Origin of the sequence: Streptomyces europaeiscabiei, assembly GCF_036346855.1 — a bacterium.
Taxonomy (GTDB): domain Bacteria; phylum Actinomycetota; class Actinomycetes; order Streptomycetales; family Streptomycetaceae; genus Streptomyces; species Streptomyces europaeiscabiei.
Window position 1 is genome coordinate 1,460,739 of record NZ_CP107841.1, and the last position, 14,264, is coordinate 1,475,002.

Genomic DNA, 14,264 nt, shown 5'->3' on the forward strand with positions numbered 1-14,264 from the left:
CCGCGTCACTCCTCGTCGCGCAGCTGGGCCGCGAGGGAGATCAGCGGCTCGGTCTCCTCGGTGTGGCCCAGGGCGGTCAGCCGGGAGACCGCCGCGTCGAGGCGGGTGAGGGCGGGGGCGGGGCGTTCCAGGTAGAGGCCCTCCACGGCGCCCGCGAGGCGGACGCACTCGGCCCATTCTCCGGCGCGGTCGTCGTCCCGTCCGGGCTCGCCGAGCAGCGCGAGGGCCTTCTCCAGGGCCGCCAGGGCGGCCTCGTACTCGCCGGCGTAGGCGTTGACCCGTCCGTGTTCGTAGGCCAGGGCGGTGTCCAGGGAGTGGCCCTGGGTCTCGTACGCGGCGGCGCGGGCCTCGTCGGCGATCCGGTCGGCGTCACCCAGGAGGGCGAGGGCGTCGGCCAGGCCGTCGGGGCCCTGCCGCTGGGCCTGGAGCCGGGCGAGTTCGCGCAGGCAGTTGCTGAGCTGCTCGTAGCGCGGGGCCCGGGCGTGGGCGGCGATCGCCTGGTCCACCACCTCGCGGGCCCGGTCGAACTCGCCGGCCTGGCCGAGAAGTACGGCCGTCTCCGCGGCGATCATGGCGTGGCTTCCCGGGTCGTCGTCCCAGCCGGCCGACTCGGCCGCGAGGGCGACGAACTCCGCCGTGGCGGCCTTGAGGTCGTCCCCCTCCTGCAACGCGCGGGCGCGGGTCAGGCGCAGTTGGGCGACGAGCCGGTCGTCCACTTCTCCGGCGGTGACGTCCGGTTCGGCCAGCAGGGAGTCGAGCAGAGCGATGCAGTCCTCGACGCGGCCCAGGTCGAGGCTGAGCTGGGCCGCGTTGCTGTAGGCGCAGAACGCGTCCGTACGGCTGCCGCGGCGCAGGTCCACCTCCGCCGAGCGCGTCAGGTGCCGCAGTGCCTCGTCGGGGCGGCCCAGGTGCATGCAGGCCTGGGCCAGATCAGCGTGGAGGCGGCTGGTGCCGACCGCGTCGGCCGGCCAGTCGGCGGCCAGCCGCAGGCCCTCGGTGAGGTCCGCGTAGGCGCTCTGGGCGTCCCGGAGGCCGAGTTGGAGCCGGCCGCGCAGTCCGAGCGTGCGGGGCAGGTGCCAGGCGGGGCCGTGCGCCTTCAGCCGGTCGAGGAGGGCGTCGATCTCGGTGACCGCGGTGGGCAGGTCGCCGGAGATGGCGTGGGTACCGGCCCGCAGCAGCAGCGCGCCGGAGAGCTGCCCCGCGACATCGTGGCGGGTGGCGAACTCCTGCACCAGGTCCACTTCGGCGAGGACCGGCGCGAAGTGCTCCTCGCTGCCCGAGGTCTGCAGGCGCAGGCCGAGCGTGGTCGCCCGTAGCCGCAGCAGGCGGGCCTCCTGGTAGGGAGCGAGGCCGGTGGTCTCCTCGTGGAGGCGGACCATGGCGGCGTGGGCTGCGGTCAGGGCGGCGGTCCTCGCCTCGGCCTCGTCGGCGCCCGGCGCGGGGATCTCGGCGGTGGCGAGCAGGGCGCAGGCGCGGGCGAGCGTCGCGTGGCCCGGCGCCCCGGCGTCGTCGTACAGGGCCGCGGCCTCCTCGTGGAGAGCGGCGGCATCGGCGTACTCGTCCCTCTCACCGGCCCGGCTCGCCTCTTCGGCCAGCAGGTCCGCGCGCAGTCGTACGAGCGGGCCCACGGCCGGGTCGTCGGGGTGGGTGTGGTCGCGGGCGGCGACGAGCGTACGCAGTCGCGCCCAGCAGGCGTGTGCGTCCGGGTGCCCCTGCTCCTCCAACTCTCTTGCCCGCAGGATGAGTTCGGGCAACGCGTCAGGGACGTCTGTGGCCGTTCGGGCGGCGGGCGCGGAGAGCGGGGCGGCAGGGGCCACGTCGTCGAGGGTGCGGGGGCGCAGGGTCAGTTCGAGCGCGTCCAGCAGCGGAGCGCGGTCGAGCCGGGCCCTGCGACGGTCGGTGTGGGCCGTGGTTCCGTTGCGGGCGTCGAAGCGGGCGGCGAGGTCGTCGGCACGGCCCTTCACCTCGGCGCGCAGGCCGGCCACCGTCCAGGTACGGCCCGCGTATCCGGCGGCGGGCAGTTGGTCGTGGCCGAGGAGTGCGACGCGCTGGAGGAGGACTTCCACGCCGGTGAGGAAGTCGAGTTGGTCCAGCGGTGATTCGACCTCTTCGAACAGGTTCCGGTTCTCGGCGAGCAGTTCCAGGCCGCGTGCCTCGTTGCCGGTCAGCGCGCAGAACTCCAGGTGCCGGCCGACCTCCCCGGACATCGAGGGGTTGCGGCGGCAGCCGCGGTGGCCGGCGAGGTGCACTTCGCGTGCCCGGTCGGTCCTTCCGGTGCGCAGCAGGGGCAGCAGTGCGTACGAAAGGGAGCGGGCCGGCTCCTCCTGGCAGGACGACTTCCCGGCCAGGACGGGCTCCCAGGTGCTCAGCGCCCGCTCGTCGTCGCCCGCGGTGAGGTGGTGCAGGGCGCACTCGCAGATCTCGCAGGCTTCGCAGTCGCTGAGCCGGGTGCGGGTGCGGCCCGCCCACAGCTCGTAGGCGAGGGTGGTGTCCTCGCCGACGTGGGCGGCGAGCTGGTAGGCCTGTCCGTAGTAGGGCTGAAGGCCGAGTCCGGCCTTCTCGTAGCGGTCGCGCATCTCCGTCAGCCATTGGCGCAGGCCGGCCAGCGGTATCTCGGGCAGCGCGCGCAGGGCGTTGGACACCCACTTGAACCGCCAGAACAGCATGTGGCGCAGGCGCTCGTCGAAGACGTCGGGCTGCTCGTCGAAGAGGTTGAGCAGGCGGGCGAAGACGACAGGCGACTTCCGGGGTTCGGAGCCGTAGGTGTAGGCCTCCTGGAGTTCGAGGAGGGCACGGACCAGGGGGACGGGCTCCGCGAACCGCTCGGCGGCGTCGACGAGTTCCTCGGCGGTGACGGTGCGGGTGCGGCCGTAGGGGCGCTGGTGGTTCTCCTGGAGCGCCTGGTGCAGTTCGTCGGTGGTCTGGGGATGGGGCACGGGTGCGGTCGGCATCGTCAGCTGTCCTTGCGGAGGGCGTGGGCGAGCAGGTCGAGGAAGGAGCGATTGATGAGGCTCGATTCGGCGGGCCTCAGCGGGCGCCGGGACAGCATCGCGGCCTGCCCGTAGAGGGCTTCGGCGCTGGTGCGGGCGAGCTCGGGTTCGTCGATGGTGACGGCGGTGCGGACCAGCGGGTTGAGCTGGTTGAGGATCAGTTGGGCCCGCGGGGCCTCCTGGCGCAGATGGCCGAGGATGTCGCCCCACAGGCCGCCCTCCTGCTCGCGGGCGAGCTGGGAGCGGGTGCGCTCGTGCCGGGCCTCGCGGCTGTCGACGAGGAGGGCAGGGGCGGAGGCGGGCTGGAAGGTGCGCAGCGCGACGTCGCAGTCGAAGACGGCGAGGGCGTCGCGGGCCTGGGCGAGGTAGGCCGCGGCGGCGAGTTCCGTCTCCCGGTCGACGGGGTCGAGGTGGGCGGTGAGGGTGGCGGGGTCTAGGTCGGCGACGGTGGCCTCGGGCCTGATCTCGGGCAGCCGGTGGACCAGTTCACGGTCGTAGGTGTAGCCGCCGTTGACGACGCCGAGCCCGGCGGCCGAGGCGATCGCGGCGACCTGCCGGAACTCCTCGACGCTCGATGTCACGAGCACGGTGCGGTGGGTGCGCGCGAACTCGTCGAGGGTGGTGTGCCCGTCGGTGGTCTCGAACGGCAGCCAGGGCAGCAGCATCCGCAGGATGTCGTCGTCGTGCACCGCGAGCGACTTCACGGCCAGGTGGTGGGCCTGGAGGAAGCGTGCCAGCAGGTCCGGGTCGGTGGCTGCGGCTCGGGCGATCCAGGAGCGCAGCCGCTCGGCGAGGGCGTCGCGGACGGCGGCGAGGGTGTCGTCCTCGTACAGGGACTCGCGGGATGCCGTCGGGCGCAGGCTCTCGGCGTCGACGACGCAACGGACGAAGAAGGCCCACTCGGGCAGGATCTCCTCGGCCTGTTCGGACAGCAGCATGCCCTTGACGTGTACGCGATGGCCGTGGCGGCGCCCGGCTGGCACCGCCTCGGGCAGCACGCACGCGATGCCCTTCAGACCGACGGCCGGCAGGTCCAGCTCGATGGTGTCCAGCGGCGTGAATCCGAAGACGTCCGCGCCGTACGCGGCCAGCGCGCGGGACCGGGCTCCCGGTGTGGGGTGTGTACGGGTCCAGGGTGCGGGCTCGGGGTTGACGGCCGCACCCTGGCCGCCCGTGCCGTCGTCGAAGGTCACCGGGTGGCGCAGCAGGGAGCCGAAGTGCCGGGCCAGCGCGTGCACCTGTGCCGGGCGGGTCCACTCGCCCGCGTCGGCGCGTGGTGTCAGCGTGACGGTCGTGCCGGGCCGGGGGTGGGCGGAGGCGGGCAGGGTGCGGACGGTGTAGCTGCCGTCGCCGCGTCCTCGCCACTCCACGGCGGGGGCGTCGGGGGTGCGGGCGGAGCGGCTCAGGACATGGATCTCGTCCGCGACGAGGAAGCAGGAGAGCAGGCCGATGCCGAACTGGCCGATGAAGTCGGCGCGTTGCTCGGCGATGCCCTCGGTGCGCTTGCTGCTGCGGCCGATCGTGGCGAGGAAGGTGTGGACGTCGGCCTCGGTGAGACCGATGCCGTCGTCCTCGACGCGGACCACCGAAACGTCGGCGTACAGGCGGATGCCGAAGGCGTCGGCGGAGGCGGCCGGTTCGAGGCCGTGCCGGGCGGTCAGCGCGTCGACCGCGTTCTGCATCAGTTCGCGCAGGTAGACGCGGGGGCTGGAGTAGAGGTGGTGGGAGAGGAGGTCGACGAGGCCGCGCAGGTCCACCTGGAAGGTGCGGTCGGCGCCGGCCGGGTCGACGGTGGTGTCGGGCAGAGTCATCGGGCAGTCCGGGGTGGAAGGGGTGACGGATGGCGGGCGGGCGGCACCGGGGCCGGCGGGTACTCAGGCACGGCGGTGGCGGCCGGGCGGGACCAGGAGCGGCGGGCGCTCAGGCACGGCGGTGGTGGCGGGCGAACTGCTTCTCGGGCTCGCCGAAGTAGGTCCACGGCCACTTGGTGTAGGCGCCGTCCAGTGTCTGGAAGACGCGCCGGACCGTGTGGCGTTCACCGGCCAGCGACAGGGCCATGGCGAACATGTTGAAGTCGTACTGCCAGCCGGGGCGCCACACGTAGGCGGGGTGGAGGATGCTGTGGTCCGCCGCTTCCCGCAACTGCGCCTGGATCTCGGAGGTTTCGAGGTGGTCCCCGCGGTCCGACTCGACCCACTCCTCGATGTACGCCATGGCGATCACACAGCCGAGGCGGTGCCCCTGCGGGGCGCGGGCGGAGGCCTCCTGGGCGAACGCCAGTGCCTGGCCCGGCTCGCCGCCCCAGCGGGGCTGCAGCTGCGACACCCATTCGAGGTGGGTCTCCAAGTCCAGCGGGTCGCGGCGCAGGGCGGCGTCACGGCGGGTCTCGTTGACGGCGCGGCCGAGCGACATGCCGCGACCGGAGGTGAGCAGGCGGCGCCACGGCGTGACCCAGTCCGGCCGCAGCTCGGCGGCTTCGAGGAGTTGTTCCTCGGCGATGCGCAGGCGGTCGTGGAAGACCTTCCACTGCTCCTGCGTGACGTTCACGGCGCGCTCGGCGGTGCGGGCCTCCCAGCCCCAGCTGATGTGGCGCGCCCCGGATATCAGTAGGGCGGTCGCCCGGTGCTCCTTGTCCTCCTCGACGGCCCGGCCGATCCAGTCCTGCACACCGTCCAGGTCGTCCAGCTCACCGAGAATGTGGTGGTCGCGGCCGAGGTCGAAGGGGGCCAGCGCCGCCTTGACCGCCTCCCAGTCACCCGCGTCGGCGGCCTCCACCAGTGCGAGCACCCGCGTGTCCCCGAGCGCGCGCAGTGTGTACATCCCGTTCTTCTGCCTGCGCGGGACGGGCAGGGCGTGCGGATCCGCCGTCGGTCTCTCCGCCCCCCTGCCGAACAGCTTGCCGAACATGCCGCGCCCTCCCCTGGTCCCGCGTGATCGTCCGGTGCAGCATAAACGGCCCCACCGACACCGCTTCCACAGGGTTTTCACCGGCGCTTCACGGGCCCGGTCCCGCCCTTTCGCCCTTTCCGGTCTCTGATGCCTCGTTCACCTGATGCCGTGTCAGGCGGTGTCGGCCCTGGTGTCGGCAGGTGTCGGCTCGTGCCGAGGGGGCCGGCCGCGACCGACTCGGGCGGTCTGCTCGGCGTCGAGCTGGTGGTCGGCCCAGACGTAGGTTTCGGGCAGCAGGTCGGTGATGGGGACGGTGCGGATGCGATCGGCTTCGCCGACGATGACCTTGAGGGCGGGAAAGTAGTCGAGAAGGACCTGACGACACCGGCCGCACGGGGGCACGACCCCTCGGTCGCGGTCGCCCACGGCGACCATGGTGTCCAGCTCGTAGGCGCCCTGGGCGGCAGCCGCGCCGATGAGGACCAGCTCGGCGCAGGGACCTCCGGTGAAGTGGTAGGCGTTCACGGCCGTGACGATCCGGCCGTCCCGGGCGCGGGCCGCGGCTGCCATGGTGTGGTTGTCGCCCCGGCAGCGGGTGCGTGCGACGTCGGTCGCTGCCTTGATGAGTTCGTGATCGACGGGTGGGTCTCGGTGGTCATCTTCTCCGCCTTCGTCCGGTGTCAGGGCGACGCTGACCCGAGTGACGAGGTCGTGCAAGCGAATATCGGCGGTGCGTGTTCCGCCGGACATCCCGCCGCCCCGTGTCGCGGCGGGAGGGCGCTGCCCCGGCGGAGGGTGAGGTCACTCCGCCGGGGCGTCGAGGTCGCGGCCCGACGCGGCGTCCCGGGCCCGGGCGCGTGGCCGCCGGTGGCGGCGGCCGACGGGCCGATGCCACCGGGCAGCACTGTCGAGCGCTCACTTCGGCGCGTCGACGTCTCCGGCCGGGGATGTCCGGCAGGTCCGTCACCCGTGCGGGAGGTCCGAGACGCCTGTGGGACTGCTTCAGCCGGTCACGGGCTGCAGTTTGGCCCGGAAGTGCCGCAGGATCGGGGACTGCTCCACGATCCGGTAGCCGTGGACGGAGTCCGCTTCCTTGGCGATCTGTTCCAGGGTCCTGCCGACGTGGTCGTAGTGACTACGGGTGTAGACCCGGCGTGGGAGCGCGAGCCTGACCAGTTCGTACGGCGCGCTCTTGACGGGGTTGCCGTCCTCGTCCTCCTCGCCGAGGTAGAGGGAACCGAGTTCGGCCGAGCGGATGCCGCCTTCGAGGTAGAGGCGGCAGGCGAGGGCGTGGCCCGGGTAGTGGTGGGGCGGTATGTGCGGCAGCAGGCGGCCCGCGTTGAGGTAGAGGGCGTGCAGCCCGGGGGGTTCGAGGATGTCGACGCCCGCCGAGCGGACGCGGTCGGCGAGGTGGGAGGCGACGTCGGCCCGCTCCGCGAGGTACGCCGGCTCGGTCACCTCCAGTAGGCCGGTGGCCATCATGTCCAGGTCGCGGCCCGCGAGACCGCCGTAGGTGGCGAAGCCCTCGGTGGCGATGAGAAGCCGTTCGCACTTCTCGGCGAGTTCGGGGTCGTTGAGCCCGATGAAGCCGCCGATGTGGACGATGCCGTCCTTCTTGGCACTCATGACACAGCCGTCGGCCAGACGGAACGCCTCTTCGGCGACCTGGCGCGGGGTGCGGTCGCGGTACGCCTCCTCGTGGCGGGTCACCAGCCAGGCGTTCTCGGCGAACCGGGCGGCGTCCAGGATCATCGGGACGCCGTGCCGACGGCAGATCTCGGCGGTCTGCTTCAGGTTCTCCATGGAGACGGGTTGGCCGCCGCCGCCGTTGTTGGTGATCGTCATGATCACCACGCGGACGCGGGGGCCGTCCGGTCCCTCGAGTGCGGTCCGGAGTGCGTCCAGGTCGATGTTGCCCTTGAAGGGCCGCTCGCTGTCGAGGTCCCGGGCCTCCGCACAGGGGATGTCATGCGCCTGACATCCGGAAAGTTCCACGTTCGCCCGTGTGGTGTCGAAGTGGGTGTTGGCCAGGACGATGCCGCCGGGTTCGAGGAGCGTGTTGAACAGGATGCGTTCGGCGGCACGCCCCTGGTGGGCCGGCAGGATGTGCCGGTAGCCGGTCAGCTCGGTCACGGTCTCGTGGAAGCGGTAGAAGGAGCGTGAGCCCGCGTAGGACTCGTCGCCCTCCATGCCCGCGGCGAGCTGCGCGGCCGAGATGGCACCGGTGCCCGAGTCGCTGAGCAGGTCGATCGTCACCTCCTCGGCGCGCAGGTCGAAGAGGTTGTAGTGCACCCGCTCCAGCGCGGCCTCGCGCTGTTGTCGAGTGGTGAGCGCGATGGGCTCGACGACTTTGATGCGGTAGGGCTCCATGCTGATCCTTGCTCCTGAAGTACTGCGGATTGCTTCGTCGTTGCCGTGCCGGAGGCCGAACTCGAACCGTCCGAAGGACGGCGTGGCGTGGTCCGCCGACGGGGTGTTCGCCGTAGAGGTGTTGGGCGGCCGGACCTCGTAGGCCTCCGACGAGATGTACGTGGTCACCCGGGGCGGCTGGTTCTGCTCGTGGGCCAGCGCCACGTACGCGATGAGTCCGGCGCCGTCCCGCAGTGGCCGTGGGGTGACGGCGGCCAGTGGCCGGTCGAGCGCGCCGGTGTCCAGCCCGTGGCGGCCCAGGACGGTCCCGGCCCGCCGGAGGGCCTCCCCGTCGTCCCGGGCGTAGTCCCTGACCGGGACATGGAGGGTGAAGCCGGTGGGGCCGCCCGTCGTCCGGGTGAAGGAGTGGCAGGTGAGAACAGGGCGCCGGTCGAACCGGGCCGCCGGGGCCGACGATTGCCCCGTTCCCTCGCCGAACCCACCCGCCGTGCGCAGGAACTCCTCCAGCATCTCGCTGTCGGGCCCGGATTCCATCCGGCACAGACCGCCGGTGCCGGTCACCGGCAGTCCGTGGTGCGTGGCGTAGATCTTCACTCGGGGCGCCGCCCAGTCGCCCAGGTCGAGGGCGAAGAACGGGTAGCCGTCGGCCGACGGCAGCATGCCGAAGGCCTGCCGGTGGCCCAGCCGGTCCAGTGCTTCCCGTACCGTCTCGGCGGCTCTCGTCGCGCCGGTCGCCGCCGGGTTCAGATACACCTTGACCTTGGGGACACCGCCGGGGCGCAGCTCCAGCGCGATCCACAGCGCCAGGGAGCCCTGAGGGTCGGGAGGGAGGAAGAGGTCCTCCAGGGCGTCGAGTTGCTCGGTGGCGAAGCCCCAGCGCCGTGCCATCGACCGGACGACGCGCAGTCCGGTGCGGCCGTTCTCCCGAAGGCCGTCCGCGCCGCATCCCGGTTCCAGCAGCACCCGCACCCTGGGGGGCGCGTCCGGTGTGAAGGAGAGCGAGAACTCCACCGGCGTGGAGTCGTCGGACAGGAAACTCAGGGAGGGGGGCGGCAGGTCGAGGGACCGTTCGGCCACCGCTCCGAGAGAGTCGGTCAGTACGTGCGCGTAGCTCTCGGCGTCGGATCGTGAGAGCCCCGACACCTGGCACAGCCGCAGGAGTTGACCCGCCACGAGTTCGCCGAGCGTCCGGTCTCTCCGGGTCCTCCCGGTGCCGGACCCGGTGGCGCTCACCGGTGCTCCCGCCGCTGCTCGGAGTGCAGGGGCGGGGCTTGGGGCAGGGCCCCTGCCCCAGGGGCCCCGAGGGCGCGAGAGGACACAGAAAGATACCCGCCGACCTGGGCGGGTATCTCGTGTCGCGGCGGCTGGTCGCGGGTCTCGCCCCTGGTGGCCTCCGCATGGGATAAGGCGGTGCGCCTGGAGCGGCGGGAAATGTCCGTATGTCGAGCAGCGGCGCCGGTGGATATGTGGTCCACGACACCTCCCTTTGTTCGTTGGTCACCACGAATGCCGCCGCGTTACTACCCCTTTGGTTGAAGTCTCATGCAGTGCCTTCTGTCACAGGCTGCTGCATGCGTCACCCCTTCAACCAGGACAGGAAGGAGCCCCACACACCTCGCTCCGTTTTCCGGCCCGCCGGGGCGTTGTCGCCGCGTGCGGATGTATCCGTCGCACGGGGCGGGTTCGGCCGCTGCATCACCTGCGGGGTGAAGCGGCAGGGCAGCGCGGCGAGCGCACGGTGGAAGGGGCCCGGACGCCAGGTCAGGCTGTCCTCGGGCACCGCGAGTTCGATGTCGTGCAGCCGGTTGAGCAGGTTCTCGATGGCCACCATGGTGACGAGCCGGGCGAGTTCCTTGGAGGGGCAGGCGTGCGGGCCTGCGCTCCAGGACAGGTGGGCCCGCCTGCCGCCCGTCTGACGGGCCGCAGCGAGCGCCGGGTCGGTGTTGGCGGCCGTCATGCTGACGAGGACCAGATCGCCGGCCCGCATCTTCGTCCCGCCGAACTCCAGGTCGGTCGCGGGGTAGTGCGGCGCGAAGTTCGCCATGGGCGGGTTCTCCCACAGCGTGTCGTCGATGGCCTCCTCGATGAGGCCGCCGTCGGCGTACCGGTCGTGGATGAGCAGCCGGTGCAGGGTGTTGCCGATGAGGTTGCGCAGCGGTTCGGCGCCCGCGCCCAGCAGCAGGATCAGCTGGTGGACCAGTTCCTCGTCGGACAGCCGCGCCTCGTGCCGCATCAGGTACGAGGTGACGTCGTCGCCCGGCCGGGCCCGCTTGAGCGCGACCAGTTCGAACACGGCCTGGCCCAGCACCTCGTTCGCCTTCTCGGCGTTGACGCCTTCGAAGACCCCGGAGATACCGAAGACGACCCGGTCGCCGATGTCCGCCGGGCAGCCGAACAGCTCGTTGAACACGAGCAGCGGCAACTGCTTGACGTAGTCGTTCATCAGGTCGATGGAACCGCGGGCCGAGACCTGGGCCAGGAGGTAGTCGGAGGCCCGCTTGGTCATGTCGCTGATGCGGCGGGAGTCGACCTTGGCCAGGCTGTCGGTGATGGCCTGGCGGAGCCGCGCGTGCTCGGCGCCGTCGGTGAACATGGCGTTGGGGCGGTACCCCAGCATCGGTACGACCGGGCTTTCCGGGCCGATCTTGCCTTCGGCGACGTCCCGCCAACGGCGCGCGTCCTTGCGGAAGTTGCCGGAGTCCTGGAGCAGTCTCAGGGCGGTCGCGTGGTCGGTGACGAGGGTCGCGTCGACGCCTGGCGCGATCTCGACCGGAGCGGTCTGCCCGTAGTGCCGCATGTACGCGTAGTACGCCTGGGGGTCGGCCGCGTACTCCGGCCCGTACAGCGGAACCCGCAGTCCACTGCCGTGGGCCGGGCAGCCGGGCGGGGGTGCGGGAAAGGTGGAATCGGAGGTCATGTCTGCTCTGCTCCTAACGGGCACGGTCCATCAAGTAGCGGACGAGCGTGATCAGTGCTTCGGCCGACGACCGCTCGTCACGTGCGTCGCACGTGACGATGGGAGTGTCGTCGAGCAGATCCAGCGCTTCACGCAGTGCCCTTGCGTCACGTATGGACGTACCGTCGAAATGGTTGACCGCGATCGCGTAGTCGAGTCCGTACTGCTCGATCAGGTCGATCACGGCGAACGAGTCGGCCAGCCGCTCGGGGTCGACCAGCACCAGCGCCCCGAGGGCGCCGCGTGCCATGTCCTCCCACATCTGCACGAAGCGCTGCTGGCCGGGTGTGCCGAAGAGATACAGCACGACGCGGTCGCTGACGGTGAGCCGGCCGAAGTCCATGGCGACCGTGGTGGTGGTCTTGCCCTGGACGCCCTTGAGATCGTCGATCGCCTCGCCCGCCTGGGTCATCGTCTCCTCGGTGGAGAGCGGCGAGATCTCGGAGATCGACCCGATGAACGTGGTCTTCCCCACCGCGAAGTGCCCGACGACCAGGATCTTCACGGCGGTCTGCGTCTCTCCGCCCGGGACGTACGCCCGCTCATCCAAACTTGGACTGGAGACCATTGAGCACCTCCTCGAGAATCTTCAGGTTGGCGACGGGAGCACGCGTCTCCGGCGGGCGGGTGACGAGGTAGCCGGCCTCGGAGAGGGCGGCCAGCAGGATCTTCACCACCCCCACCGGCAGGTGGAGGTGTCCCGAGATCTCGGCGACGGAGAGATAGCCGCCGACGCACATCCGCAGCAGGTTCTGCTCCTCGGGTGAGAGGCGGGCAGGCCGCTGCTGCTGGTCGGTCACCGCTGTGACCAGTGTGATCAGCGAGAACTGACTCTCGCCGGGAAGGCTGCGGCCGCCGGTGATGACGTACGACCGCACTAATTCGGTGGCCTCGGGCTCCTGCTTGTCGAAATCGTTCACGGGCCTACCACGCTGCTCTCCCGGGGCGGAGCGGTCATGACCTTGCCCAACTGGCCGACGAGCTGCTGCATCCGGAAGGTGATGTCCGCCATGTCGACGTCGGAGGAGGCCGACACCGCGAGGTAGGCGCCGTCACCGGCCGAGATCAGGAAGATCCAGCCGCCGTCGAACTCGACCAGGGTCTGCTGCCAGCGCAGATCCGACCGGGAGCAGAAGAACGCCAGCGATCGGCTGAGCGACTGCATGCCGCTCATCGCGGCGGCGGCCTTGTCCGCGTCGTCCTTGTCCACCCCCTTCGAACGGGCCCTGAGCAGCCCGTCGGAGGAGACCAGAACCGCGTGGAGAGCTCCGGGGATCTCCAAGGCGCTGTCAAGCATCCAAGAAAGATCGTTGTTCATTGGATCTCGTGCCCTTCGCTGCTTGCGTCACGGGTACCGCCCGGACGCTCCCCCGCCTCCGGATGTGTGGCGCGGCCGGCGTCCGTGCCCTGCTTGAAGGCGGCCATGATCGCTGCCGTCTCCTCGCTGCGACGCTTGGGGGCCGACGAGACGGACGGGCTGGTCGAGACCAGGGCCATCGGCCGCTTGCGCCGCCGCTTGGGCAGCCCGTCCTCGGTCGTGGCGACGGGCAGCGAGGGCTCGGGGGCGGACTCGTACACCGAGGGGCGCGTCTCGACGGCCGACGGCTCCTCCCTCGGCGCCACCGAGTCCATCGACACCGCCGGCTGCTTGGGCTCCGGCATGTCGGTGAGCAGCTCGTCGGGCAGCAGCACGACCGCCCGCACCCCTCCGTAGGGGGAGGTGGAGTCCACCGACACCGTGAAGCCGAACCGCTCGCAGAGCACACCGATCACCGCGAAGCCGAACTGCGGAGGGTTGCCCAGCCCTGAGACGCCCGTGGCCCGCTCGCTCGTCAGGAGCTTCTCGGCCCTGGCCTTCTCCTCCTCGTTCATGCCGACACCGGCGTCGTCGACGATGATGCAGACGCCCTTGGGCACGGAACGGACGTTGATCTCGACCACGGTGTCCGGGCTGGAGTAGCTGGTCGCGTTGTCGAGCAGCTCCGCGAGGGCCAGTGCCACCGGTTCGACGGCCCGGCTGGTGACACCGAAGTCGACCTTGGACAGGATGTGCGCCCGCTGGAAGTGGCGGATCCTGCCCTGGGCGCTGCGGACCACGTCGTAGACCGAGGCCACGTCGCGGTGCCGGCCGAGCCAGCCCTCGCACAGCACGGCGATGGACTGGGCACGCCGGCCGAACTGCGCGTTCATGTGGTCGATCTCCAGGAGGTCCTGGAGCATGACGGAGTCGCCGTACTTGCGCTGCAGCCCGGAAATGATGCGCTGCTGCTCGGCGGCGAGACCCTGCAGTGTCCGCATGGCGGACTTCAGGGCTGTCCTCGTCGCCCCCTCGGCTTCCTGCTGGGCCGAGCGGACGGACTCCGAGTACTGGCTCTCCAACTCACCGTAGTGATTCCTGAGCCCTGCGATCTCCTGCCGTAATTTCCGCGCCGCCCGTCGCTGACGAACGACGAGGGCGGCGGCGACAAGGGTTACGACAAGAAGTGCCCAGAGCGCCGGATTTTGTATGTATTGCGTCATGAGACCCTCTTCAGGCGGCCGATAGCCAGCTACTGAATTCCTGTCAATTCATACGTACCGAAGGTCAGCCATTCCAGGGTTGTCACGAGGAATTCACCAAAGACGATGGATGCTCCTTTTGCACCCATCCGTCCATTCGGTAAGTGCGGTGATCGTATCATCACTCCTGCTGGCGACGGGGCGTCAACCTGGGCGGTCCTCGCGACAGTTGAGCCCAACCGGAACGCCTTGAAACGGGCACAAGCCGCATTGCCGCAGCCGACTGCCGTGCGTGCGGACGGCGTTGACGCGTGTATGCGTTCACCGGCCCGGAATCCGGCCGTAGTTGGCGATGCGGACCATCGCGCGGCGAGCCTCCCGGAAGCCATGATGGGCAGTAAGCGGAACTTCAGGGGGAGATCGCTGTGAGGGAGAACCACCGGCTCGGTCCCGGGCTCGGGCCAGGGCGCTCGTTCCGGAGCGCGGCCGTCGGCCCGCACGGCTCGCCCCGCTGATTTCGCTCCATGGATTGGACGACGAACGCGAGCGGCGTGCCGACG

General features: G+C 70.9%; 10 protein-coding genes. All 10 read right to left on the bottom strand.

What is annotated here, in order from left to right; all coding sequences use genetic code 11:
- Nucleotides 1-5 precede the first annotated feature (5 nt).
- Nucleotides 6-2,951: a hypothetical protein gene (locus OG858_RS06130; RefSeq protein ID WP_086753074.1), complete on the bottom strand. Its 2,946-nt coding sequence runs from the start codon at nucleotides 2,949-2,951 to the stop codon at nucleotides 6-8.
- 2 nt (nucleotides 2,952-2,953) lie between these two features.
- Nucleotides 2,954-4,801 (bottom strand): HSP90 family protein, encoded by a 1,848-nt coding sequence (locus OG858_RS06135; protein ID WP_319068430.1) that lies wholly within the window; start codon nucleotides 4,799-4,801, stop codon nucleotides 2,954-2,956.
- A gap of 109 nt (nucleotides 4,802-4,910) precedes the next feature.
- Complete coding sequence (locus OG858_RS06140; RefSeq protein WP_327749244.1) at nucleotides 4,911-5,897, bottom strand: hypothetical protein; 987 nt, start codon at nucleotides 5,895-5,897, stop codon at nucleotides 4,911-4,913.
- Between the two features lie 153 nt (nucleotides 5,898-6,050).
- Nucleotides 6,051-6,563 (bottom strand): cytidine deaminase family protein, encoded by a 513-nt coding sequence (locus tag OG858_RS06145; RefSeq protein ID WP_327749579.1) that lies wholly within the window; start codon nucleotides 6,561-6,563, stop codon nucleotides 6,051-6,053.
- Between the two features lie 318 nt (nucleotides 6,564-6,881).
- The gene (locus OG858_RS06150; protein WP_319319955.1) at nucleotides 6,882-9,482 is read right to left on the bottom strand and encodes a tryptophanase; all 2,601 of its coding nucleotides are present in this window, start codon (nucleotides 9,480-9,482) and stop codon (nucleotides 6,882-6,884) included.
- A 343-nt stretch (nucleotides 9,483-9,825) separates the two neighbouring features.
- A complete protein-coding gene (locus OG858_RS06155) occupies nucleotides 9,826-11,166 on the bottom strand; it encodes a cytochrome P450 (protein ID WP_086752969.1) in 1,341 nt (446 codons plus the stop codon).
- A 13-nt stretch (nucleotides 11,167-11,179) separates the two neighbouring features.
- Complete coding sequence (locus OG858_RS06160) at nucleotides 11,180-11,773, bottom strand: GTP-binding protein (RefSeq protein WP_013005331.1); 594 nt, start codon at nucleotides 11,771-11,773, stop codon at nucleotides 11,180-11,182.
- Complete coding sequence (locus OG858_RS06165) at nucleotides 11,748-12,125, bottom strand: DUF742 domain-containing protein (protein WP_086748650.1); 378 nt, start codon at nucleotides 12,123-12,125, stop codon at nucleotides 11,748-11,750. The genes OG858_RS06160 and OG858_RS06165 overlap by 26 nt, the downstream gene beginning before the upstream one ends.
- Nucleotides 12,122-12,523 (bottom strand): roadblock/LC7 domain-containing protein, encoded by a 402-nt coding sequence (locus OG858_RS06170; protein WP_086748649.1) that lies wholly within the window; start codon nucleotides 12,521-12,523, stop codon nucleotides 12,122-12,124. The genes OG858_RS06165 and OG858_RS06170 overlap by 4 nt, the downstream gene beginning before the upstream one ends.
- Nucleotides 12,520-13,725 carry a sensor histidine kinase gene (locus OG858_RS06175; RefSeq protein WP_086748648.1) on the bottom strand — a complete coding sequence of 402 codons (1,206 nt, stop codon included), beginning with the start codon at nucleotides 13,723-13,725 and terminating at the stop codon, nucleotides 12,520-12,522. The genes OG858_RS06170 and OG858_RS06175 overlap by 4 nt, the downstream gene beginning before the upstream one ends.
- Nucleotides 13,726-14,264 lie beyond the last annotated feature (539 nt).

What these genes read in the sequence shown, in the direction of transcription:
- OG858_RS06130 (WP_086753074.1), bottom strand. Translation starts at nt 2,951, where the DNA reads ATGCCGACCGCACCCGTGCCCCATCCCCAGACCACCGACGAACTGCAC.
- OG858_RS06135 (WP_319068430.1), bottom strand. Translation starts at nt 4,801, where the DNA reads ATGACTCTGCCCGACACCACCGTCGACCCGGCCGGCGCCGACCGCACC.
- OG858_RS06140 (WP_327749244.1), bottom strand. Translation starts at nt 5,897, where the DNA reads ATGTTCGGCAAGCTGTTCGGCAGGGGGGCGGAGAGACCGACGGCGGAT.
- OG858_RS06155 (WP_086752969.1), bottom strand. Translation starts at nt 11,166, where the DNA reads ATGACCTCCGATTCCACCTTTCCCGCACCCCCGCCCGGCTGCCCGGCC.
- OG858_RS06160 (WP_013005331.1), bottom strand. Translation starts at nt 11,773, where the DNA reads ATGGTCTCCAGTCCAAGTTTGGATGAGCGGGCGTACGTCCCGGGCGGA.
- OG858_RS06170 (WP_086748649.1), bottom strand. Translation starts at nt 12,523, where the DNA reads ATGAACAACGATCTTTCTTGGATGCTTGACAGCGCCTTGGAGATCCCC.
- OG858_RS06175 (WP_086748648.1), bottom strand. Translation starts at nt 13,725, where the DNA reads ATGACGCAATACATACAAAATCCGGCGCTCTGGGCACTTCTTGTCGTA.